Annotated in this window: 24 protein-coding genes; 13 read left to right on the forward strand and 11 right to left on the reverse strand. The window is 73.9% G+C overall.

Going from position 1 to position 20,773, the window contains the following annotated elements; all coding sequences use genetic code 11:
- The first annotated feature begins 48 nt into the window (after positions 1-48).
- The 6 genes from ACBI99_RS41760 to ACBI99_RS41785 all read left to right on the forward strand — a co-directional run bounded on the left by ACBI99_RS41760 (position 49) and on the right by ACBI99_RS41785 (position 7,034).
- On the forward strand, positions 49-702 hold the full coding sequence (locus ACBI99_RS41760; RefSeq protein ID WP_219505382.1) for a hypothetical protein: 654 nt from the start codon (positions 49-51) through the stop codon (positions 700-702).
- 15 nt (positions 703-717) lie between these two features.
- On the forward strand, positions 718-1,545 hold the full coding sequence (locus ACBI99_RS41765) for an NAD(P)H-binding protein (RefSeq protein ID WP_375074995.1): 828 nt from the start codon (positions 718-720) through the stop codon (positions 1,543-1,545).
- Between the two features lie 113 nt (positions 1,546-1,658).
- Positions 1,659-2,816, forward strand: coding sequence for a sensor histidine kinase (locus tag ACBI99_RS41770; RefSeq protein WP_375074996.1), 1,158 nt, complete (start codon positions 1,659-1,661; stop codon positions 2,814-2,816).
- Positions 2,813-3,457, forward strand: a complete 645-nt coding sequence (locus ACBI99_RS41775; RefSeq protein WP_219505389.1) for a response regulator transcription factor — start codon at positions 2,813-2,815, stop codon at positions 3,455-3,457. Before ACBI99_RS41770 ends, ACBI99_RS41775 begins: the two co-directional genes overlap by 4 nt.
- Before the next feature lie 19 nt (positions 3,458-3,476).
- On the forward strand, positions 3,477-3,830 hold the full coding sequence (locus ACBI99_RS41780; protein WP_375074997.1) for a nucleotide pyrophosphohydrolase: 354 nt from the start codon (positions 3,477-3,479) through the stop codon (positions 3,828-3,830).
- Positions 3,831-3,869: 39 nt separating this feature from the next.
- Positions 3,870-7,034, forward strand: a complete 3,165-nt coding sequence (locus ACBI99_RS41785) for a BTAD domain-containing putative transcriptional regulator (RefSeq protein ID WP_375074998.1) — start codon at positions 3,870-3,872, stop codon at positions 7,032-7,034.
- 40 nt (positions 7,035-7,074) lie between these two features.
- Here ACBI99_RS41785 and ACBI99_RS41790 read toward each other — a convergent pair whose 3' ends face one another.
- The gene (locus ACBI99_RS41790) at positions 7,075-7,482 is read right to left on the reverse strand and encodes an SRPBCC domain-containing protein (protein ID WP_375074999.1); all 408 of its coding nucleotides are present in this window, start codon (positions 7,480-7,482) and stop codon (positions 7,075-7,077) included.
- A gap of 145 nt (positions 7,483-7,627) precedes the next feature.
- Between ACBI99_RS41790 and ACBI99_RS41795 the strand changes: the two genes are divergently transcribed.
- Positions 7,628-8,326 (forward strand): helix-turn-helix domain-containing protein, encoded by a 699-nt coding sequence (locus ACBI99_RS41795; protein WP_308125762.1) that lies wholly within the window; start codon positions 7,628-7,630, stop codon positions 8,324-8,326.
- On the opposite strand, the gene ACBI99_RS41800 is transcribed toward ACBI99_RS41795, so the two are convergent.
- Together ACBI99_RS41800 and ACBI99_RS41805 are read right to left on the reverse strand one after the other, a co-directional pair.
- Positions 8,312-8,761, reverse strand: a complete 450-nt coding sequence (locus ACBI99_RS41800; RefSeq protein ID WP_219505397.1) for a hypothetical protein — start codon at positions 8,759-8,761, stop codon at positions 8,312-8,314. The two genes, ACBI99_RS41795 and ACBI99_RS41800, sit on opposite strands and share 15 nt — an antisense overlap.
- On the reverse strand, positions 8,758-9,426 hold the full coding sequence (locus tag ACBI99_RS41805) for a 2OG-Fe(II) oxygenase (protein WP_219505398.1): 669 nt from the start codon (positions 9,424-9,426) through the stop codon (positions 8,758-8,760). Before ACBI99_RS41805 ends, ACBI99_RS41800 begins: the two co-directional genes overlap by 4 nt.
- 97 nt (positions 9,427-9,523) lie before the next feature.
- On the opposite strand from ACBI99_RS41805, the gene ACBI99_RS41810 reads away from it, so the two are divergent.
- Entirely contained in the window at positions 9,524-10,342 is an 819-nt protein-coding gene (locus ACBI99_RS41810; protein ID WP_357583824.1) for a lysophospholipase, read from the forward strand.
- On the opposite strand, the gene ACBI99_RS41815 is transcribed toward ACBI99_RS41810, so the two are convergent.
- Complete coding sequence (locus ACBI99_RS41815; RefSeq protein WP_219505401.1) at positions 10,328-10,657, reverse strand: hypothetical protein; 330 nt, start codon at positions 10,655-10,657, stop codon at positions 10,328-10,330. The two genes, ACBI99_RS41810 and ACBI99_RS41815, sit on opposite strands and share 15 nt — an antisense overlap.
- Positions 10,658-10,978: 321 nt before the next feature.
- Here ACBI99_RS41815 and ACBI99_RS41820 point away from each other — a divergent pair, with 321 nt between their 5' ends.
- Positions 10,979-11,695: a maleylpyruvate isomerase N-terminal domain-containing protein gene (locus ACBI99_RS41820; protein ID WP_375075000.1), complete on the forward strand. Its 717-nt coding sequence runs from the start codon at positions 10,979-10,981 to the stop codon at positions 11,693-11,695.
- A gap of 155 nt (positions 11,696-11,850) precedes the next feature.
- On the opposite strand, the gene ACBI99_RS41825 is transcribed toward ACBI99_RS41820, so the two are convergent.
- From ACBI99_RS41825 to ACBI99_RS41840, 4 genes are all read right to left on the reverse strand, one after another.
- On the reverse strand, positions 11,851-12,987 hold the full coding sequence (locus ACBI99_RS41825) for a methyltransferase domain-containing protein (protein ID WP_375075001.1): 1,137 nt from the start codon (positions 12,985-12,987) through the stop codon (positions 11,851-11,853).
- A complete protein-coding gene (locus tag ACBI99_RS41830) occupies positions 12,984-13,115 on the reverse strand; it encodes a hypothetical protein (protein WP_281427003.1) in 132 nt (43 codons plus the stop codon). The genes ACBI99_RS41825 and ACBI99_RS41830 overlap by 4 nt, the downstream gene beginning before the upstream one ends.
- 326 nt (positions 13,116-13,441) lie before the next feature.
- The gene (recQ, locus tag ACBI99_RS41835) at positions 13,442-15,289 is read right to left on the reverse strand and encodes a DNA helicase RecQ (RefSeq protein WP_219505408.1); all 1,848 of its coding nucleotides are present in this window, start codon (positions 15,287-15,289) and stop codon (positions 13,442-13,444) included.
- A 4-nt stretch (positions 15,290-15,293) separates the two neighbouring features.
- Complete coding sequence (locus tag ACBI99_RS41840; protein ID WP_375075021.1) at positions 15,294-16,478, reverse strand: MFS transporter; 1,185 nt, start codon at positions 16,476-16,478, stop codon at positions 15,294-15,296.
- Between the two features lie 99 nt (positions 16,479-16,577).
- Between ACBI99_RS41840 and ACBI99_RS41845 the strand changes: the two genes are divergently transcribed.
- The 3 genes from ACBI99_RS41845 to ACBI99_RS41855 all read left to right on the forward strand — a co-directional run bounded on the left by ACBI99_RS41845 (position 16,578) and on the right by ACBI99_RS41855 (position 17,921).
- On the forward strand, positions 16,578-17,312 hold the full coding sequence (locus ACBI99_RS41845; protein WP_364179476.1) for an SDR family oxidoreductase: 735 nt from the start codon (positions 16,578-16,580) through the stop codon (positions 17,310-17,312).
- A 28-nt stretch (positions 17,313-17,340) separates the two neighbouring features.
- Complete coding sequence (locus ACBI99_RS41850; RefSeq protein ID WP_364179535.1) at positions 17,341-17,586, forward strand: type B 50S ribosomal protein L31; 246 nt, start codon at positions 17,341-17,343, stop codon at positions 17,584-17,586.
- Positions 17,587-17,660: 74 nt separating this feature from the next.
- Positions 17,661-17,921 (forward strand): DUF3040 domain-containing protein, encoded by a 261-nt coding sequence (locus tag ACBI99_RS41855; protein ID WP_219505412.1) that lies wholly within the window; start codon positions 17,661-17,663, stop codon positions 17,919-17,921.
- Here the strand turns inward: ACBI99_RS41855 and ACBI99_RS41860 are convergent.
- The 3 genes from ACBI99_RS41860 to ACBI99_RS41870 all read right to left on the reverse strand — a co-directional run bounded on the left by ACBI99_RS41860 (position 17,892) and on the right by ACBI99_RS41870 (position 19,708).
- Positions 17,892-18,155: a DUF6343 family protein gene (locus ACBI99_RS41860; RefSeq protein WP_219505414.1), complete on the reverse strand. Its 264-nt coding sequence runs from the start codon at positions 18,153-18,155 to the stop codon at positions 17,892-17,894. The two genes, ACBI99_RS41855 and ACBI99_RS41860, sit on opposite strands and share 30 nt — an antisense overlap.
- A gap of 13 nt (positions 18,156-18,168) precedes the next feature.
- Positions 18,169-18,873 (reverse strand): maleylpyruvate isomerase family mycothiol-dependent enzyme, encoded by a 705-nt coding sequence (locus tag ACBI99_RS41865; RefSeq protein ID WP_375075002.1) that lies wholly within the window; start codon positions 18,871-18,873, stop codon positions 18,169-18,171.
- A 100-nt stretch (positions 18,874-18,973) separates the two neighbouring features.
- Positions 18,974-19,708 carry a hypothetical protein gene (locus ACBI99_RS41870; protein WP_219505418.1) on the reverse strand — a complete coding sequence of 245 codons (735 nt, stop codon included), beginning with the start codon at positions 19,706-19,708 and terminating at the stop codon, positions 18,974-18,976.
- A gap of 187 nt (positions 19,709-19,895) precedes the next feature.
- On the opposite strand from ACBI99_RS41870, the gene ACBI99_RS41875 reads away from it, so the two are divergent.
- Positions 19,896-20,768, forward strand: coding sequence for a sugar kinase (locus ACBI99_RS41875; protein ID WP_219505420.1), 873 nt, complete (start codon positions 19,896-19,898; stop codon positions 20,766-20,768).
- Positions 20,769-20,773 lie beyond the last annotated feature (5 nt).

Consider the following 20,773-nt stretch of genomic DNA (forward strand, 5'->3'; position numbering starts at 1 on the left):
CGTGACTTACATTCAATATATGTACCGTAAAACCAATTGGTGGTCACCGTGACCGTCACCAGTCTGGCGGGTGCGGCAGGCATGGGATTCGTCCTGCTCGCCATCGTCGTCAACGTCCTCTACGTCCGCGCCGGGCTCCCGCTGCCCACCTCCGGCCTGTCCCTGGAGGCCACCACCGACGCGCTGGCCGGGATCGGCAAGCGCATCAACGCGCCCTCCGTGGTCGTGCCGGCCACCTGGCTGTTCACCACGCTGTTCGCCGCCGGGCTGCTCGCCGTGCTCTGGCGCGACGGGCAGACCGGCAGCAACATCTGGGCCCTGACCGGGTTCGCCGGGGTCCTCATGCAGAACGCCACCTTCATGGTGGTCGAGTCGCTCCGGTTCGGGACGGCCGCGGCCGCCCGGCACCACCGCGGCTCGGTCGCCGGGCTGTGGGCGTTCGGCAACGTGCTGTTCGGGTTCAACCAGGTCTTCCTGGCCATCGCGGTGCTCGGCTTCACCGCCGCCGGGGCGGGTCTCGCGTTCATCCCCGCCTGGCACGCCTGGCTGGGCTGGATCAGCGCCGCCCTGCTCTTCGTCTCCTCCGCGGCCGCCCCGTACAACGCCGGGGGCGCCGGCCGCGCCGGGGTGATCGGCCTGCTCGGCTGGGTCGGCTGGGCTGCCTGGATCGTCGTCTACAGCATCGCCCTGCTGGGCGTCTGAGCAAGGAGCACGCACGTGATACTCGTGACCGGAGCCACCGGCCGCATCGGCGGCCGGGTCGTCCACGAACTCACCGAGGCGGGCGCGCCCGTGCGGGCGCTCACCAGACGCCCCGGCGAGGCCCGGCTGCCCGGCGGCGCCGTCGCCGTGCCCGGCGACCTGCGGGAGGCGGCGTCCGTCGAGCCGGCGTTCGACGGCGTGGAGGTGGCCTACCTGTGCCCCGTGCCCGGCTGGGCCCTCGCCGGCCTGCTGGCGCTCGCCCGGAAGTCCGGCGTGCGCCGGATCGTCCTGCTGTCCTCGGCGTCGCTGCCCGGCGGGCCCGGCCTCATCGAGCGGCAGCACCGGGCCAACGAGGACGCCGTACGCGCCTCCGGCCTGCCCTGGACGTTCGTCCGGCCGACCGCCTTCATGGCCAACGACCTGCCGTGGGCGCCCGCGATCCGGGCCGGGGACACGGTGCCCGCCGCCTTCCCCGCCGCCTCGCTCGCCCAGGTCGACGAGCACGACGTCGCTTCCGTCGTCGCCGCCGCCGTGCTGGACGACGGCCACGCCGGACGCACGTACGAGCTGTCCGGGCCGCAGGCGCTGACCACCGTCGAACGGGTCGCGATCCTCGGCGAGGTGCTCGGACGGACCCTCCGCTTCGCCGAGCTGTCCCCGCAGGAGCTCCGCGCGGAACTCCTCGCCGGCCACCCGCCCGCGGTCGCGGACGCCATGATCGACGTCCTGGCCGCCGCCACCGGCACGACCGCCCCCATCCTCCCCGGGGTGCGCCAGGCCACCGGCCGCCTGCCGCACGCCTACGCCGAGTGGGCCGCCAGGAACGCCGGCCGCTTCCGCTGAACGCCGGGACGCAAGTGCGGCCGCCTGCCCCCGGCGGTGCAGCCGTTCGTCGGTCACGTATGTAGACGAACGTCGGATCCGTCCACCCGGGCGGCCACCGTACGCTGGCGAACGTGCAGGTGAGCAAACGGATCGAGGCCGCAGTGCCGGCGCTGGTCGGCGCGCTGGTGCTCGTCGCCTCGGCGGCGGCCGTCACCGGCGGCGCCGCGTCCGCCTCGCCCGCGCTGCGGGGCGCCGCCGCCCTCGTGGCGGGCGGCGCGGCGGTGGTCGCCGTCCGCCGGTCCTGGTGGCCGCTCGCGATCATCGGCGCCGTGCTCTACCCCTGGCTGGTCATGTGGCCGCCCGTCGTCGTCGCGTCCTACTACGCGGGCACCACCTGGCGCACCCGGCGCGAGCTCGGCGCCTACCTGGGCCTGGCCGTCGTCATGATGGCCGCCTCGGTGCTGGCCGGCCGGGCGAGCGGCGGCACCCGCGAGATGGTCACCGCCACCCCCGCCAACGCCGCCCTCATGGCCGCCGCCATGATCGGGCTGCCGCTGCTGCTCGGCCTGTGGGTGCGCGCCAAGCGCGAGGTGCTAGCCGCCGCCCGCGAGCGCGCCGACCGGCTCGAACGCGAGCAGGTCATGCGCGCCGAGCAGGCCCGCGCCCAGGAGCGCGCCCGCATCGCCCGCGAGATGCACGACGTCGTCGCGCACCGCGTCTCGCTCATGGTCCTCCACGCCGGCGCGCTCGAAGTGGGCGCCGCCGACGAGCGCACCACCGGCGCCGCCGCCATGATCGGCGACATCGGGCGGGAGGCGCTGACCAACCTGCGCGAGATCCTCGGCGTCCTGCGTGGCCCCGCCCAGCCGCCCGCCCTCGCCCCGCAGCCCACGCTCGACGACCTCGACCGCCTGCTCGACCAGTCGAGGGCCCTCGGCATCACGATCGGCAGGCACGCCCACGGCGAGGCCCGGCAGCTCGCCGCCACCGTGGAGCGCACCGCCTACCGCGTCGTCCAGGAGGCCCTGACCAACGTGCACAAACACGCCGCCGACGCCCGTACCGACGTCCACATCCGCTACCTGCCTGCCGAGCTCCGGGTCGAGGTGCGCAACGAGCCGCCCCCCGGCCCCGGCCGGACCCTCCCGGGCGCCGGCTGGGGGCTCGTCGGCCTGCGCGAACGGGTCGAGCTGCTCGGCGGCACGCTCCACGCCGGCCGGCGCGACGACGGCGGCTTCGACGTGATCGCCGCCATCCCGGCGGAAGCGGCAGGCGGGGTGAGCGCGTGATCCGGGTGCTCGTGACCGACGACGAGGCCCTGGTCAGGTCCGGCCTCCGGATGATCCTGGAGGCGGCCGGCGACATCGTGGTCGTCGGCGAGGCCCGCGACGGGGACGAGGCCGTCACGGCCGTGACCCGCCTCAGACCGCACGTCGTCCTCATGGACGTACGCATGCCGGGCGCCGACGGGCTGACCGCCGCCGCGCGGCTCCTGGCCGCCCCCGAGCCGCCCAAGCTGATCATGCTGACCACGTTCGACCTCGACGAGTACGTGCACGAGGCGCTGCGGCTCGGCGCGGTCGGGTTCCTGCTGAAGGACACCCCGCCCCGCGACCTCATCGCCGCCGTGCGCGCCGTCGCCGCCGGGCAGGCCATGCTGTCGCCGTCGGTCACCAAGCGGATCATCCACGCCTTCGTCGACAAGGCCCCCACCCGCGCCGAGGCGGCCCGCAGGCAGCTCGCCTCGCTGACCGGCCGCGAGGAGGAGGTGGTCAGGGCGCTGGCCCGCGGCCTGTCCAACGCCGAGATCGGCCGCGAGCTGCACCTGTCGGAGGCCACCGTCAAGGCCCACGTGAGCCGGGTGCTGGCCAAGCTCGACCTGACCAACCGCGTCCAGGCCGCCATCCTCGTCCACGACGCCGACCTCTGACGCCGTAAGGTCGTGTCCTGTGACGGAGTTGGAGCGGCATGCCGCACGATTGCGCGCGTTCGCCGCGGCACGCGACTGGGAGCAGTTCCACACGCCCAAGAACCTCGCCATGGCCCTGGCCGGTGAGGTCGGCGAGCTGGTCGCCGAGCTCCAGTGGCTCACGCCCGACGAGTCCCGCGCCCTCGACCCGGAGACGCTCGCCCGCGTCACCGCCGAGCTGGGCGACGTGACCAACTACCTGGTCCGGCTCGCCGACGTGCTCGGCGTCGACCTCGTCGCCGCGGCCTCGGCCAAGCTCGACACGGTCGAGCGCCGCTACCCGAGTGACGCCTACCGGGGCTCCGCCCGCAAGGCCCCGCCCGCCTCCCCGTGACAACCCCGGGGGGAAGCGGCACCGCATAAGGTGACGGGCATGCGTTTTGGGGTGCTTGGCCCGCTGGCCGTGTGGACCGACGAGGGGGAGCCGGTCACGATTCCCGGGCTGAAGGTGCGCGCCCTGCTGGCCGACCTGCTCGCGCACGAGGGCCGTACGGTGTCGGCCGACCGGCTCGTGGACGACCTGTGGGGCGACGAGCCGCCCGGCAACCCGTCGGCTGCCCTCCAGGTCCGCGTCTCCCAGCTCCGCAAGGCGCTGGAGGACGCCGAGCCCGGCGGCCGGGAGCTGATCGTCTCCAAGGCCCCTGGTTACCTGCTGCGCGCCGCCGACGTGGACGCCGTGCGGTTCGCGGAGCTGCTGGCCCGGGCCGAGGCCGCGGGCAGCCCGGGAGCCAGGGCGGCGCTGCTCGGCGACGCGCTCGCGCTGTGGCGCGGGGCGGCGTACGCGGACTTCGCCGACGAGGAGCACCTGCGCACGGCGGTCACGCGGCTGGAGGAGCAGCGGCTGACGGCGCTGGAGCTGCACGCGGAGGCCCGCCTGGAGCTGGGCGAGCACGGCCTGCTGGTGGGCGAGCTGGGCGACCTGGTGGCCCGCCACCCGCTGCGCGAGCGGCTGCGCGCGGCGCAGATGCGGGCGCTGTACCGGGCCGGCAGGCAGAGCGACGCGCTGGCCGCCTACGCCGAACTGCGCGAGCGGCTGGCCGACGAGCTCGGCCTCGACCCCGGGCCCGACCTGGTGGCGCTGCACCAGGCGATCCTCGACCAGGACCCCGCGCTCAACGCGCCGGCCGAACGCCCCGCGACGAACCTGCCCGCCGCGCTGAGCAAGCTGATCGGCCGCGAGGACGCGCTGGCGGAGGTGCGCTCGCTGCTCGGCACCGAACGGCTGGTGACGCTCACCGGCAGCGGCGGCGTCGGCAAGACGCGGCTGGCGCTGGAGACGGCCTCCCGGATGGTGGGGGAGTTCTCCGGCGGGGCGTGGCTGGTGGAGCTGGCGCCGCTCGACCGGCGCACGCCGTCGCTGGCGGAGCCGGTGCTGGCGGCGCTCGACATCCGGCAGGACGCCGGCTCGGGCACCCCGGCCGAGAGGCTGGCGGACGCGCTGCGCGACCGCCCCCTGCTGCTCGTGCTGGACAACTGCGAGCACGTCGTCGATCAGGTCGCCGAGCTGGCCGAGCTGCTGCTGCGGGCCGCGCCCGAGCTGCGCATCCTGGCCACGAGCAGGGAGCCGCTGGCCGTCGACGGCGAGGTGCTGTGGGCGGTGCCGCCGCTCGGCGTGCCCGACAGCACCGACCTGACGGTCATGGCGGGCTCGGACGCGGTGCGGCTGTTCGTGACGAGGGCCGCCGCATCGGCGCGCGGGTTCGCGCTCGACGCGGGCAACGCGCAGGCGGTCGCGCAGCTCTGCCGCCGCCTCGACGGCATCCCGCTGGCGCTGGAGCTGGCCGCGACCCGGGTGCGGCTGCTCGGCGTGCACGGCGTGGTGGCGCGGCTGGACGACCGGTTCCGGCTGCTGGCCTCCGGGCAGCGGGGCGCGCCGCCGCGCCAGCAGACGCTCATGGCCGTGATCGACTGGAGCTGGGACCTGCTGTCCGACCCGGAGCGGGCGGTGCTGCGCCGCCTGGCGGTGCACGCCGACGGCTGCACGCTGGAGGCCGCCGAGGCCGTGTGCGCCTCCGCCGAGGCGGCGCCTTCGGACGTGCTCGACCTGCTGGGCCGGCTGGTGGACCGCTCGCTCGTGGTCGTGGCCGACGGCCCGTCGGGCGTCCGCTACCGCATGCTGGAGTCGGTGACCGAATACTGCCTGGCCAGGCTCGCCGACGCGGGCGAGCTCGACGCCGTACGCCGTGCGCACGCCGGCTACTACGCGGAGCTCGCCGAGGCGGCCGAGCCGCACCTGTACGGGCGCGAGCAGCACGCCTGGCTGCAACGGCTCGACGCCGAGTCCGCCAACCTGCGCGCCGCCCTGGCCACCGCCGCCGACCAGGGCACGCCCGCGACCGCGCTGCGCCTGGTGAACGCGCTCGGCTGGTACTGGTACCTGCGGGGCAGGCCCGCCGAGGCCCGCCGCGCGTTCGACGTGGCGCTGGCCGGAGCCCCGGCGGGCGACCAGGCGGCGGCGCGGGCCGCCGCCTGGCGGGCCGGGTTCGCACTGGTGCTGGGCGAGGAGACTGACAGGGAGGGGCCGCTGCGCGACATCGCCGACCCCGCGATACGGGCGCGGGCGGAGCTGTTCCTCGGCATGAACGCGCCCGACCTGCCGACGTGCGACGAGCTGATCGGCCGGGCGCTGACCGTGTTCCGCCGCAACGGCGACACCTGGGGCGTGGCGGCGGCGCTGAGCAAGCAGGCCATGTCCGCGTTCACCCGCCGCGACCACGACGCGCTGGCGCGTGACGGCGAGGAGGGCGCCCGGCTGTTCCGGGAGCTGGGCGACCGGTGGGGCCTGTTGCAGGCCACCGAGTGGCTGGCCGGGCACGCCGAGATGACGGGCGACGTCGAGCGGGCCGTCGAGCTGTTCACCGAGGGCCTGCGCATGGCCGAGGAACTGGAGCTGTGGTCGGAGGCGGCCCGCCACACCGCCTGGCTCGGCTGGATCGCCCTGCAGAGCGCCGAGTACGGCAGGGCGCTGGAGCTGTGCGGCAAGGCGCTACGCCAGGCCGCCTCCCAGGGCCACCGGGACATCGGGCTGATGGCCGAGATGGGCCTGGCGCTCGCCGCACGCCGCACGGGCGAGCTGGACCTGGCCGACCGGCACCTGCACCGGCTGCTCGACGGCGTGCCGCGCGGGCCGGGCGTCGAGCCCGCGCTGCACCTGCCGGTCACGCTCACGGAGCTGGGCTTCCTCACCGAGCTGCGCGGCGACCCGGCGGGCGCGGCGCGCCTGCACCTGGAGGCGCTGGAGGCCGCGCAGCGGATCGGCGACCCGCGCTCGTCGTCCGGGGCGGCGGAGGGCCTGGCCGCGGCGCTCGCGGCGACGGGCTCGCACCGCGCCGCCGCCCGCCTGCTCGGGCTGGCCGCCGCCGTCCGCGACCACCACAACACCCCGGCCGGGCCGTCCGAGCAGGAGGAGATCGCCCGCGTCACCGCCGCCGCCCGCGCCGGCCTCGGCGAGCCGGGGTTCGCGGAGGCGTACGAGGACGGGGCCCGCCTCAAGCTGGAGGACGCCGCCGACCTGGCCGCGACGCCGTCCGGCGGCTGACCGGGCGCCGTCCGGCGGCTGGCCAGGCGGCGGCCGGCGGCTATGCGAGGGTCTCCCCGAGCCGGTCGAGGAAGCCCGCCCAGCCCGAGCCGCCGCCCGTGTTGACGCCGCGCTGGCGGAAGCGCATGAGCGTGCCGCCGGCCGCCTCGGTCAGCTCGACCGTCACCACCGACGCCGGCCCGTCGCCCGGATCCTCCGGATCGCCGGTGGTGAACACCAGCCGTCCCGGCGCCGCCACCTCCCGGTAGACGCCGTCCAGCAGCACCTCGAACCCGTCGCCGTCACGGAACCTCGCCCGCCACGCCCCGCCGGGACGCACGTCCAGCACCGCCTCCGTGCTCATGTCCGGCGGCCCGAACCACCGGGCGAACCGCCCCTCCTCGGTCCACGCCCGGAAGACCCGCTCCCGGGGCGCGTCGAAGACGCGGATGATCTCGTACTGGCTCAACGTGCCGCCTTTCCCAGGGGTTGACGCTCCCACGCTCCTACGGTGCCGGGCTGCGCTTACGATCGCCTTCAGCCGCCCTTACGGCCCCCCGAACCGCGGCACGGCGGTCGCACGCGGTCCACGGCCGGGCCGCTAGGCTGCGCGAGTGGACAGCGCAGAACTGAAGGACCGCGTACGCGAGCTGCGAGCCGAGGGCCGCTCGCCCAAGGAGATCGCCCGCGCCCTGGGCGTGTCGCCGTCGGTCGTCGCGCCGCTGGTGCGCGAGATCGCGGCCGAGGGCGCCGGCTCCGGCGGCGAGGCCGAGCTCATCGGCTGCTGGACCAACGCCGGCTGGAGCGACGGCCTCGGCGTCGACCCGGCGCGCGGCTGGACCGACGACGAGCCCGGCACGGGCGGCGGCATGGTGTCGGTGCTGGTCGCCCGCCGCCACGGCTGGGACAAGATGACGGTCGGCGGCTTCCTCGCCGACGTCTACTGCCTGGGCATCAAGTACGTGGCCGGTCCCGACGTGCTCAGCGAGCGCGACCTGCGCCGCTTCCGCGACTACTTCTTCAGCGACTACAAGAGCTGGCAGGAGGTGCCGCTGGAGCTGGCGCAGACGCTGGTGTTCGGCTCGGAGCAGTACGCGCGCACGCTCGGCTTCGAGCCGCACGAGGACTTCGCGTCCGTGTCGCCGCTGCTCGGCACGTGGGAGGGGCCGTCGGCGATCACGTTCGGGCGTGACGGCAGGCCGTTCTACCAGCCGGGTCCCGTCGACGACCCGGGCAAGGTCGTCCGCGTGCTGCGGCGCACCCTGTCCGACGACGAGTTCGACTACGTGACCGACAAGTCACCCGCGCTCTGACTCCCGCTCCGGCCCGCGGATGATCAGGTTGCGGCCCAGCCGCCAGGTGCCGCCGCCCCGGCAGGCTCCGCGCATGCCCTCCAGCGTGCCGGGCGGCGCCAGCGCCACGGCCCCGGCCGTCGAGGCGAAGCCGATCGTGCGCGCCGGGTCCCAGCCGGTGCTCTGCCGCAGCCGGGCGGCCATCCGCGCCCAGCCGAGCGGCGGCCCGGCCACCACCCAGGCATCCGGCGGCCCGGCGGCGAACCGCCTGGCCTGACGCAGCCACGACGCCGCCTCCTCCGGCCAGTCGACCACCGCGAGCACGGTGCCCGGCCAGACCGCGAGGAAGGCGTCCACCGAGGCGCCCCGGCCGTGCCCCACGACGACCGTCTCCGCCCGGGCCTGCGCCAGCAGCCGCAGCACGGCGTCCAGCTCCGCCGCCGTCGGCGTGCTCACGCGGCGTCGTGGAAGACGAGGCCCAGCGTGTGCCGCAGCCCGGACCGTACGACGCTGACGCCGTGCCGCACCGGCGCGGCCGACCAGCCGCGCGAGGAGCGCACCGGCCGGTCGCGGGTGGTGAACACCAGCCCGCGACCCTGCGGCAGCAGCGTCGCCGTGCCGCGCGACTGCGCCCGGGGCCGCTGCTCGACCAGCATGAACTCGCCGCCCGTGTAGTCCTCGCCGGGCCGGTCCAGGCCGATCACCACCTGGAGCGGGAACACCAGGTCCCCGTACAGGTCGCGGTGCAGCGCGTTCCAGTCGCCTTCGCGGTAGCGCAGCAGGATGGGCGTCGGCCGGGTCTGCCCGGCCTCGTGGCACAGCTCCAGCCAGGCGCCGAGGTCGTCGGGCCAGGGCGCTGGGCGGCCCAGGCGCGCCGCCCAGTCGCGGGCGATCGGCAGCAGCCTCGGGTAGAGGGCTTCGCGCAGCTCGGCGACCGCGGGCGGGAACGGGTGCCGGAAATATCGGTACTGTCCGCGGCCGAACCGGTGACGTTCCATGTCCACCGTAGACCGGAACCGCCCGGCCTCGTCGTACAGTCCGGCGATCTCCGCGCACTGCGCGGGCGTGAGCAGCGGCTCCGTCAGCGTGAAGCCGTAGGCGTCGAGTTCGTCCAGGTTCATAACCAGATAAACACCGCCGCCGCCCGGGAAGTCGGCAGTTTTCGGACCTCTGAACACCTGCGTACGATCGGCGTACGGCCGAACGAGGAGTGTAGTCATGGCGGAATCCCGGGAGCACCAGTTCAACGGCACGCGCGGCGTCAACGTCGTCCGCGAGTGGCCACACCCCGACCCCCGCTACGTCGCGCTCCTCGTCCACGGCTACGGCGAGCACATCGGCCGCTACGAGCACGTCGCCGACACCCTCGTCCGCCACGGCGCCGCCGTCTACGGCCCCGACCACATGGGCCACGGCAGGTCCGCCGGCGAACGGGTGCTCATCGAGGACTTCGAGGACGTCGTCACCGACGTGCACACCGTGGAGCAGCAGGCCCGCGCCGACCACCCCGGCGTGCCCGTCGTGCTCATCGGCCACTCGATGGGCGGCCTCATCGCCGCCCGCTACGCCCAGCGCCACGGCGCCGGCCTGGCCGCGCTCGTCCTGTCGGGGCCGGTGATCGGCGTCTGGGAGGTCGTCGACACGCTCCTCCCGCTCGACGAACTCCCCGACACGCCGCTCGACCCGGCCACGCTCTCCCGCGACCCGGCCGTCGGCGCCGCCTACGCCGCCGACCCGCTCGTCTGGCACGGCCCGTTCAAACGCCCCACGCTCCGGGCCCTCGCGACCACCCTGGAGACGATCACCAAGGCCGGCAGCCTCGGCCCGCTCCCCACCCTGTGGATCCACGGCGCCGACGACCAGCTCGTCCCCCTCGCCGGCAGCCGCACCGGCATCGACGCCGTCCGGGGCGACGACCTCACCGAGCGCATCTACCCGGAAGCCCGGCACGAGGTGTTCAACGAGACGAACCACGACGAAGTGCTCGCCGACGTCACCGCCTTCATCGACCGCACCCTCACTTCACCGGACGTCTAACCACACGTACCCGGAGCCCCGGGTCCTGGACAGCTCCACCTTCCAGCACCCCGGCTCCGGGAACACCCAACCCGTGCCCCACTCACGACCGGGCCGCCGCCAGCTCGACCCGCTGTGCTCCTCCAGCCACACCAGCCTGGCCCGCCGCCCATCCAGCGACGCCGCCGCCCGCAACGGACCCTCCCCGGTCATCCGCCACACGATCTTCACCTCCGCCCCCGCCTCGAACGGCACCTCGGCGAACAGCAACCCCCACAGCTCCGCGCCCCGCCCCGCGCCCTTCACCTCGGGAAACCCCGCCTCCGACGCGCTCATGACCGTCCCCCCGCAGGTCCTGCGCGCATCCCCGGGAGACGCCACGGGAGAGGTGGCGGGCGTGGCCACAGGAGAGGCCGCGGGCGTGGCCACGGGCGTGGACGCCCCCGCCTCCTCGGCCCTGCCCGCCCCCGCGGACTCCGCCGCACACCCAGCCACCAGTACGACGAACACCGCACCCACCACCATCAGCCGCATACCACCCCTACAGCCCGAACCCCTGGCAGGTTCCCGGACAACCGCCTCATCGACCGATGACTTTCACCCGCCCCCGGCGTCAACCCTTCCGAGTACGCGTTCCGTACAGGAGGAGGCGCAACCATGGCCCAACCGCAGACGCCCACGGTCCCGACGCCGTCCACCGCGGCCCTCCTGGACCGGGCCATCGCCTACACCACCGGCTCCCTGCACCTCGTCACCCCCGCCGCCCTCCACCGCCCCACCCCGTGCGCCGCCTGGACCCTGGCCGACCTCCTCGCCCACATGAACGACTCCTTCCAGACCCTGTACGAAGCCGCCACCCACGGCCACATCCCACCCCCGGCCCGCGACGCCCCCACCCCGGAAACCGTCGCACCCCGCCCCGCCGTCCCCCTCGCACGTGACGCCCCCACAGCCGTCCCGTACGGCATCCCGGCCCCGGTGCCTCCCCCCAGCGCCCCGGAGTGCCCCTTCCCTCAGAACGTGCAGACGGAGGCCGGCGAGTTGCGCGGAGCGGCCTGCGCGACGCTCGGCGCGTGGTCCGGGGCGGTCAGAAGCGCCGTGGTCTCCGTCGGCGGGCTCCCGCTGGCGGCGGAGCTGGTCGCCGGGGTCGGCGCCGTCGAGATCACCGTGCACGGCTGGGACGTCGCCCAGGCCTGCGGACACCCCCGGCCGATCCCGGCCACGCTGGCCGGTGAACTGCTGGAACTGGCCGCCCTCTTCGTCACCCCCGCCGACCGCCCCGCCCGCTTCGCCCCACCCCGCAGCGTCCCCTCGAACGCCCCGGCCGAAGCCCGCCTCCTCGCCTGCCTCGGCCGCGACCCGAATGCCTCATGACCACCCACTCCGGCCCGTTCGACTGGACTTACCGGACCTGAAGAATGATCAGCCCGTTGTAACAGGGCACATGGAGGAGGCGGCGTTCCTCGGTGACGCGGTGGGACCATGCCCCTTGAGTCGATGAGTCGGCGCATGTCGGTCGGGGGCGCACCTCAACTGATCACCTGGCTCGGCATGTCGAGCCAGTAGCACTGCCCCTGCGGGCCGACCGTCATGCCGAACCGGTCGCGGCGGGGCTCGCCCCACCGCACCCACTGGAAGTAGGCGGCCACGACCTCGTCCCACACCGGCCGGTCGCTCAGCTCGTACAGCTTGTACTCAGCCTTCCCTTCCTCCCAGATGACCAAGGCCTTCTCCCGCGCCTCGGTGGTGCTCGACACCCAGACCAGGAAGCGCCCGGGTTCGGTGCGTGTGTCCAGCCGCAGCCCCGTCAGCGCGGCGATGGCCAGCCTCGCGCCGGGCGGCGCCCGGACGACCATGCGAGGGTCGACGCGTGTGGTGCTCTCCCGCGGCTGAACCCCTGCCGGGTCCGGCAAATAGACGGGGCGCTGCGACCGCATGGCCATGTAGTCGGCGTACTCGCGAAAGCGGCCCTGCGCGGTGCCATCATCCAGCACGACCAGGCGCAGCACATGCCCGTCCCCGACCCCCGTGTGGATGGGGGTGACGATCACCGCCCCGGGCCGGCACTGATCGATCCAGACGTACGGCACCGTCCGCACCGCACAGGTGGCGTGCACGCGGTCGAACGGCCCGCGATCGGGGGCCCCTTCCGCGCCGTCACCGACGACCAGGTGCGGTCGCAGGCCCGCCTCGGCGAGGTTCTTCGCCGCTGCCTCCGCGAGAACCGGGTCGACCTCCAACGAGGTGATGTTCTGCTCTCCGGCCAGGTGGCAGAGCAGCGCGGCCGTCCAGCCCGTGCCGGTGCCGATCTCCAGGACACGATCGCCGGGCTGAGGATCGAGGAGTTCGAGCAGGTCGGCGACCGTCGCCGGCGCGGATGACGACGAGCTGTAGTTGCCGTCCAAGGTGGCGAGGTCGGTCGCGCCGTCATCGAGCTGGGTGACGATCGCCGTCTCGGTGTAGACGCTGGTCATCCACAGCTCGGGGTCCTTGTCCCGGTCGATCAGGAACGGCGGCCGGTCGCCGTCGGCGATGAGCGCTATGGGTGGGACGTACCTGTGGCGGGGCACTGACCGCAGCGCGCGTTCGATCCGGCTGTCGACCGGTGCCCGCACCTCTTCGATGCGGGCGATCATGGCGTCCAGCAGGAGGCCGAGTTCGGTCACTTCTTGCCGCCGTCGGCTGGCTTCTCCCGGGATCCGCCTCCCTGTCCCGCCCCGTCTTTCGATTGGTCCTTACCGGGCTTGAACTCCTCGTAGCCGTGCTTCTTGTCGCCCTCGTGCTTACCACCCATAGCGACCTCCATGTGTTGCCTAACGTGACTGTAAAGTCGCTCAGCGATACGGGACAAGTGAATTCGCCGGGCCGCACGCACCCGGACCACGCGCACCGAGCGACCGGGCTCATCGAGGTCGCTCGTGATCGTCCCGTAGAGGCGCCGTGTGGAGGCCGTGGCAAGTCCCCTGCCATCGCTGGTCAGCCGTACGGGGGAGCGCGAACCAGGTCGCCTTGCCTGCCAGTCCGGGGCACGTGGCGAACGCCTGCGGGATGCGCCCGTACACCCGACTGCGGCGGCCCGGCCCGCGGTGTGACGGGCCGCAGGTCCGGCGTGCCGACCCGTCAGGGGAGGAGGGTGCCCTGGGGGTCGTCGGTGGGGTCGGTGCCGAGGGTTTCCAGGACCTGTTGCCCGTATTTGGCCAGTTTGTTCTCGCCGACTCCCGTGACCGTGCCGAGCTGGGACAGGGAGGTCGGGCAGAGGGTGGCGATCTCGCGCAGGGTGGCGTCGTGGAAGATGACGTACGCCGGGACGCCCTGCTCCTTGGCCGTGGCGGCGCGCCAGGCGCGCAGGAGCTCGAAGCGGGCGGCGGCGTCGGGGTCGAGGTCGGCGGCGGGGCGGGCGGAGCCGCCGGACGAGGAGGAGCGGGCCGGGCGCGGCGGGCGTTTGGCGTCGCGGCGCAGCGGGACCTCGCGCTGCCCGCGCAGGACGTCGGCGCTGGCGTCGGTGAGGACGAGGGTGCCGTGGGCGGGCTCGACGGCGAGCAGGCCGTGGGCGAGGAGCTGGCGGACGACGCCGTGCCACTCGGCGTTGCCCAGCTCGGAGCCGACGCCGAAGACGGTGAGCGAGTCATGGCCGTGTTGCAGGACCTTGGCGGTGGTCTTGCCGAGGAGGATGTCGACGATCTGGCCGACGCCGAACTTCTGGCCGCGCTCGCGCTTGAGGCGCAGGACGGTGGAGAGCACCTTCTGGGCGGCGACCGTGCCGTCCCAGGACTCGGGCGGGGCCTGGCAGGTGTCGCAGTTGCCGCACGGGGGGCTGCCGGGCTGGCCGAAGTAGTCGAGCAGCATCGCGCGGCGGCAGCTCACGGTCTCGCAGAGGGCGAGCATGGCGTCGAGGTGGAGCGCCTGGCGGCGGCGGTGCTGCTCGTCGCCCTCCAGCGCGAGGCGCCGGTGCTGGACGACGTCCTGCAGCCCGTAGGCCATCCAGGCGGTCGCGGGCAGGCCGTCGCGGCCGGCCCGGCCGGTCTCCTGGTAGTAGCCCTCGACGGACTTGGGCAGGTCGAGGTGGGCGACGAAGCGCACGTCGGGCTTGTCGATGCCCATGCCGAACGCGATGGTCGCGACCACGACGAGGCCGTCCTCGCGCAGGAAGCGGGCCTGGTGGGCGGCGCGGGTGCGGGCGTCGAGCCCGGCGTGGTAGGGGACGGCGGCGATGCCGTGCTCCACCAGGAACGCGGCGATCTTCTCCACGGACGAGCGGGACAGGCAGTAGACGATGCCGGCGTCGCCGGGGTGCTCCTCGCGCAGGAAGTCGAGGAGCTGCCGCTTGGGCTCGCTCTTGGCGGTGATCCGGTAGTGGATGTTGGGGCGGTCGAAGCCGGCCACGAAGTGGCGGGCCTGCTGCAGGCCGAGCCGTTCGGCGATCTCGGCGTGGGTGGCGGGCGTGGCGGTCGCGGTGAGCGCGACGCGCGGCACGTCCGGCCAGAGCGCGGGCAGCTCCGACAGCGCGAGGTAGTCGGGCCGGAAGTCGTGGCCCCACTGGGAGACGCAGTGCGCCTCGTCGATGGCGAACAGCGAGATCCGCCCCTTGGACAGCAGCCGCACCGTGGACTCGACCCGCAGCCGCTCGGGCGCGAGATAGAGGAGGTCGAGCTCGCCGGCCAGGAACTCCGCCTCGACGAGCTGTCTCTCGTCGTGATCCTGGGTCGAGTTGAGGAACCCCGCCCGCACGCCGAGCGCTCTCAGCGCGTCGACCTGGTCCTGCATGAGCGCGATCAGCGGCGAGACGACCACGCCGGTGCCGGGCCGCACCAGCGCGGGGATCTGGTAGCACAGCGACTTGCCGCCGCCGGTCGGCATGAGCACGAGCGCGTCGCCGCCGCCCACCACCTGATCGATGATCTCCTGCTGGCCCGCCCGGAACGAGTCGTAGCCGAACACGCGGTGCAGAACCTCGATGGGGGTATCCATGCGGCTACCTTACGTGTTCGGGGTCGGTCGCAGGCCCAGTTCGCCCACGGCGATCGTAGGCCATCAGGGCGAGCGCCCCGAGCACGCAGCAGGCCGCGACGGCCGCCATCACGGCGGGGTAGCCGGCGACCTGGGCCACCCCGGCGGCGAGCAGCGGGGCGAGGGCCTTGGCCACGGTGATGGGCAGCGCCAGGGCCCCGCTGATGCTCCCGTACGAGTCCGTGCCGTAGCGGTCGGCCAGCAGGGCGGGCCGGGCGATGGTGCCGACGCCGAACCCCAGCCCGAACAGGACGACCGCGGCCACCGCCCCCGCCGGGTCGCGCCCGATCGCGGGCAGCAGCAGCGCGGCCGCCCCCTGGAGGGCGAACATCGCCGCCGTGATCAGCGACACGCGCCAGCGCGCCTGGAGCCCGGTGGTCACGATCCGCCCGGTCACCGACAGCACCCCGAGCAGCCCGGCCGCCGTCGCGGCGAACAGCGGCGAGTGCCCCAGCGTGATCAGGTACGTGACCAGCAGCACGCCCATGACGGCCACCGCCCCGGTCTGCGTCAGGAACGCGGCCGCCAGCAGCCAGAACGCCCGGTCGCGCAGCGCCGCCCCCACCGGCCGGCCGGGCGCCCGAGCCCGTGGGCGGCTCCGTACGGCGAGCGCGTGCAGCGGGACGGCGGCCAGCCCGTACCCGGCGGCCAGCACGACCAGGGCCTGCCGCCAGCCGTAGCGGTCGACGAGGAACCCGGTCAGCGGCAGGAAGACGCTGGAGGCGAACCCGGCGACCACCGTGACGGCCAGCAGCGCCCGCGCCCGCCGCGCGGCGTCGAACCAGGCCACGAGCACCGCGAACGCGGCCTCGTACAGGACCATCGCGGAGGCGACGCCGAGCGCCGCGCACGCGAGGTAGAGCTGCGCGACGGTGCGGACCTGCGACCAGGCCAGCACGGCGGCGGCGCCCAGCGCCGAGCCGGCGGTCATGATGCCGCGCCCGCCGTAGCGGTCCAGGCCGCGCCCGACTACGGGCGCGACGAGCGCCGACACGAGCACCGAGACCGTGATCGCTCCGGTGAGCTCCGCCACCCCGGCGCCCAGTTCGCGGGACATCGGCGTGATAAAAACCGAAAAAGCGTAGTAAAGGACGCCGTACCCGGCGGTTTGCGTGATGGCCAGCGCCCCCACCATCCGCGCCGCCCGCATGGTCACGCCCGGAGCCCTTCCCGCTTCCCCGGCCCGGCATACGGCCTCCAGTCCCGGCATACAGTGATAATCCTCACGCGCCGGGCATGAGCCCCCGTTATGAATCACAGCTATGTCGTCACCGGAGCCGGACGTGGAATCGGCAGGGCCGTCGTGGAGCGGCTCGGCCCCGCCACCGTGGTGGCCGTGGAACGCGATCCCGCCGCCCTCGGCTGGGCGGGCCCCGGCGTCATCCCGGTGATCGGTGACGCGGCCGACGAGGCCGTCCTCGTGCGTGCCGCCGGGCTCGCCGAGGAGGCCGGCACGCTGACCGGATGGGTGAACAACGCGGCGGTCTTCCGCGACGCCGCGCTCCACACGTCCCCGGCCGGCGAGATCCGCGCGCTGATCGCCGCCAACCTGGACCTGGCGGTCACGGGCTGCGCCGTCGCCGTGCGCCGTTTCCTGGCCGCCGGGACCGGGGGCGCGATCGTCAACGTCACCTCCCACCAGGCCCGCCGCCCGGTCCCCGGCAGCCTCCCGTACGCGACGGCCAAGGCCGCCGTCGAGGGCCTGACCAGGGCGGTCGCGGTCGAGTACGGCAGGCACGGCATCCGGGCGAACGCGGTGGCGCCCGGTTCGGTGGCGACCGAGCGGTACGAGCGGCTGCTGGCCGAGCGGCCGGGAACGGAGGAGGAGATGGCGGTGTTGCACCCGCTGGGCCGGGTCGCCACCCCGGCCGAGGTGGCCGACGCGGTGGCGTACCTGCTGTCGGCCTCCTTCGTCACCGGCGTCACGCTGCCCGTGGACGGCGGCCGGACGGTGCTCGGGCTCGACCCGGAGGCGCGGGAATGAAAACCATTGCCACATGGTTGCACGGGCCATGAAGAAGAACCTGCACCCCGAATACCGCCCCGTCGTCTTCCGCGACCCCAGCGCCGGGTTCGCCTTCCTCACCCGCTCCACGGTGACCAGCCGCGAGCGCGTCGAGTGGGAGGACGGCCGCACCTACCCGGTCGTCGACGTCGACGTGTCGTCCGCGAGCCACCCCTTCTACACCGGACGCGGCCGCATCGTCGACAGCGCGGGCCGGGTCGAGCGCTTCCGCCAGCGCTACGGGAAGGCGTGACCCATCGTCAAGCATGCCCCGGTCAACGACGGGTAAATGCTTCTCACCGGCGTGAGAACGATGGTGAGCGCACGATGGGTCTGTCTGGAAGGGAGCGCCGCATCCTCGCGGACATCGAGCTGGCTCTGGAGAGGGACGATCCGGAGCTGGCCAGGCGGGTGGCGGCCATCAACAGGATCGAGTCCGGCGGCGACGCGGCGATGACGCGCGCCGCCGATCCGCCCGCGCTGCGGGTCACCCGGGCGCGCGGCAGGCCGGTGGTGCGCCGCTGGATGGTCGTCCTGGCCGTGACGCTGATGGTGTTCCTACTGGCGGTGGCGGTCGCGACCGCCTGATCGCGCCCGCCGGTGCCTGAGCACCAGCAGGTCGAGGGCGGCGATGAGCGCCACGGCGGCCGCGATCGCCGCCTCCCACGCCCACACCGCCTCGCCGGTGCTCATGGCCCGCACGACGAAGAACACGGCCGCCGCCGCGCCCAGCACCAGCGCGACCACCGACAGCACCCGGCGCGCGCCCAGCGGGCTGCGCGCGGTCACCGGCTCGGTGCCTTCGCGGTTCCGCAGCCACATGACGGCTCTCCTCTCAGGCCAGGCAGCGCAGCGCCGAGACGAGCCGCTGGTCGAGCGGGTGCGTCTCGGGCAGCCGCCCCACGGTGGCCGCGACGAACTCCGGATAGGACAGGCTGGCGCTCGCCCCGCCGGCGTGCGCCCAGATCTGCTCGGCAGTCGGCTCGACCTGGACGTCAGCGCCCCGCTCGGCCAGCGCGAAGCGGCCGACGGCGGCCCGCCAGAGCGTCCGGCCCTCCGCCTCCTCGTCGGAGACGGGCGCGCCGACGTCGTCGGCGTGGGTGGCGTACTCGGAGTCGTAGTGGAAGGTCTGCTTGCCCACCGGGTACGGCCCGGCCATGGTCTCCAGCGTCGCGTACGGGCCGAGCTCGCGCATGCGGGCCCGGGTGTCGCCGTTCTTGGTACGCCACTCCTCCAGCACCTCGGCGACCGGCACGCCGCGCCGCTGCCGCACGCACCACTCGTTGAACTCGTCATAGCCGGAGATGCCCTGCGACTCCATCAGCTCGCGCAGCTCGGGCAGGGTGCCGTCGAGGCACGCCTGGTTGTAGAGCTCCTCGCCTGCCAGATGGCCGAGCACGTCGCGGACCGTCCACCCGGCCGCCCGTGAGGGACGCCGCCAGCCTTCCTCGTCCAGCCCCGAGAAGAACCGGTCCAGCCGGGCCGCCTCGGTGTCGAAGATGTCGAACGGGTCGAAGTCGCGGAGCAGATCTTCAGCCATACCTGCGTCGCTACCCCCAGGACCGCACCTCTCACCGGGGCCGCCAAACGGCGAAGGCCCGGCCCTCCACGTGGGGGGCCGGGCCGTCAGTCGTCAGGGCTTAGCGGTGCCAGCCCCAGGAGGAGACGCGCACGTAGTCGTGACGGCTCTCGGCGCCGTCACGCTTCCAGTCGCCCTTGTAGACGGCCTTGAACGTGCCGCTCTTGTAGGCCTTGGTGCTCGCGTGGAAGTCGCCGCGCCAGTTGGTGCGGTCGGAGTCGACCCACTTCCAGCCGCTGTGGCCGTTGGCGCGGTAGTAGATGTGCACCTTCTGGTTGCGCAGGGGCTCCCAGCCACGGTCGTCGGCCTGGAGGCGGCCGGAGAAGTGGATGGTGCGGCCCTTGCGGACCTTGTACGGGTCGGCGGAGAACCGGGTGATCCGGGTGTCGGCCTTGCCCGCGCGGATGTCCACGTAGAAGCGGATCGTGTCGGTGGCGACCTTGTCACCGTCGTCGTCGAAGGCGACCGCGGTGGCCTTCCACTTGCCCTCGACGTCGTTCTTGTTGAAGGGCACCGAGAAGAGCCACTTCTCCAGCTCGCGCACGTCGCGGGCGACGAGGGTGCGGGCCGCGCGGCCGTCGGGCTCGACGCTGAGCTCGACGCGCTCGACGTCGGAGCTGGCGCCGACCTTGAACTTGGCGGTGGTCTCGCCGTCGCCCCGCACGACCACCGGGTTGGGCGAGATGTCGAGGATCTCGACCTCGGACGCCTTGGCGGTCGCGCTCGCGGCGCCACCGGACACCAACATGGTGCCGCCCACCAGGGCGGAGATGATTCCTACAGCGATTTTCTGCATGAGGGTGCTGATTCCTCTCCCCGTATCGCTGGAGCCGGTCCGGGATGACCAGCTCCGTCTACTCCTTTGAGTCACAGTAGGAGGAAAAGGTTCGCAAAAGTTACGAGAAAAATATGATCACGGTGTTTACCTGGGGCCTTGATAGAAAATCCGTTTTGGGACAGATGACCGACTACAGTCGGTCTTCATGATTGACGTCTACACCCTCGGCGAGGCGCTGGGGGTCGTGTCCAGCGGCCGGGTCCGGCACGAGAGCGAAGCCAGGCTGGACGTCTGCGGGCCGGAGTTCACGCTGGCCGTGGGCCTGGCGCGGCTCGGTCACCGGTGCGCGTTCGCCGGCAAGGTGGGCGCCGACGAGCTGGGCGCGCGGGTGCTGACCGCGCTGCGCGGCGAGGGCGTCGACGTGGCCGATGTGCGCGTCACGGAGGGCGCCGCCACCGGGCTGCTGCTGCGCGAGACCCGGGTGGGCCGCGCGCCCCACGTGAGCCACTACCGCACGGGCTCCGCCGGGTCGCGGCTGACCCCGGGCAACGTGCCCATCGACCGCGTCGGCGCGGCCAAGATGCTGCACGTCTCCGGCGTCACCGCCGCGCTCGGCAGGGACGCGCTGGAGGCGGTACGCGCCGCCGTGGCCGCCGCGAAACGCGCCGAAGTGGTCGTCTCGTTCGCCGTCGAGTACCGGCCCGAGCTGTGGCCGTCGGTGCGCGAGGCCGAGGACGTGCTGAGCGAGCTCGCCTGCGACGCGCACCTGCTCTTCGTCCACCAGGACGAGCTGGACCTGGTCAAGCCCGCGCTCACGCCCGAGCGCGAGGTCGTCGTCGACCGGGGCGCGAAGGGCGCGAGCGTGCGGGCCGACCGGATGCGCTACGACGCGCCCGGCCCGCAGGTGCCGATCGTCGACACCTCGGGCGCGGCCGACGCGTTCGTGGCCGGGTACGTCAGCGCCGCCCTGGACGGGCTGACCCCGCCCGAACGGCTGCACCGCGGGACGCTGCTGAGCGCCGCCGCGGTGTCCAGCGCGAGCGACTGGCAGGGCCTGCCGCACCGGGGCGAACTCTGACCGCC

This window comes from Nonomuraea sp. ATR24, from assembly GCF_041950485.1.
GTDB lineage: Bacteria > Actinomycetota > Actinomycetes > Streptosporangiales > Streptosporangiaceae > Nonomuraea > Nonomuraea ceibae.

Excerpts from the sequence above, each read along its gene's own strand:
- ACBI99_RS41870 (WP_219505418.1), bottom strand. The coding sequence starts at position 19,708 with ATGCAGAAAATCGCTGTAGGAATCATCTCCGCCCTGGTGGGCGGCACC.
- ACBI99_RS41805 (WP_219505398.1), bottom strand. The coding sequence starts at position 9,426 with ATGAACCTGGACGAACTCGACGCCTACGGCTTCACGCTGACGGAGCCG.
- ACBI99_RS41865 (WP_375075002.1), bottom strand. The coding sequence starts at position 18,873 with ATGGCTGAAGATCTGCTCCGCGACTTCGACCCGTTCGACATCTTCGAC.
- ACBI99_RS41820 (WP_375075000.1), top strand. The coding sequence starts at position 10,979 with ATGGCCCAACCGCAGACGCCCACGGTCCCGACGCCGTCCACCGCGGCC.
- ACBI99_RS41785 (WP_375074998.1), top strand. The coding sequence starts at position 3,870 with ATGCGTTTTGGGGTGCTTGGCCCGCTGGCCGTGTGGACCGACGAGGGG.
- recQ (WP_219505408.1), bottom strand. The coding sequence starts at position 15,289 with ATGGATACCCCCATCGAGGTTCTGCACCGCGTGTTCGGCTACGACTCG.
- ACBI99_RS41840 (WP_375075021.1), bottom strand. The coding sequence starts at position 16,478 with ATGCGGGCGGCGCGGATGGTGGGGGCGCTGGCCATCACGCAAACCGCC.
- ACBI99_RS41830 (WP_281427003.1), bottom strand. The coding sequence starts at position 13,115 with ATGGGTGGTAAGCACGAGGGCGACAAGAAGCACGGCTACGAGGAGTTC.
- ACBI99_RS41850 (WP_364179535.1), top strand. The coding sequence starts at position 17,341 with ATGAAGAAGAACCTGCACCCCGAATACCGCCCCGTCGTCTTCCGCGAC.
- ACBI99_RS41845 (WP_364179476.1), top strand. The coding sequence starts at position 16,578 with ATGAATCACAGCTATGTCGTCACCGGAGCCGGACGTGGAATCGGCAGG.
- ACBI99_RS41875 (WP_219505420.1), top strand. The coding sequence starts at position 19,896 with ATGATTGACGTCTACACCCTCGGCGAGGCGCTGGGGGTCGTGTCCAGC.
- ACBI99_RS41860 (WP_219505414.1), bottom strand. The coding sequence starts at position 18,155 with ATGTGGCTGCGGAACCGCGAAGGCACCGAGCCGGTGACCGCGCGCAGC.
- ACBI99_RS41855 (WP_219505412.1), top strand. The coding sequence starts at position 17,661 with ATGGGTCTGTCTGGAAGGGAGCGCCGCATCCTCGCGGACATCGAGCTG.
- ACBI99_RS41815 (WP_219505401.1), bottom strand. The coding sequence starts at position 10,657 with ATGAGCGCGTCGGAGGCGGGGTTTCCCGAGGTGAAGGGCGCGGGGCGG.
- ACBI99_RS41810 (WP_357583824.1), top strand. The coding sequence starts at position 9,524 with ATGGCGGAATCCCGGGAGCACCAGTTCAACGGCACGCGCGGCGTCAAC.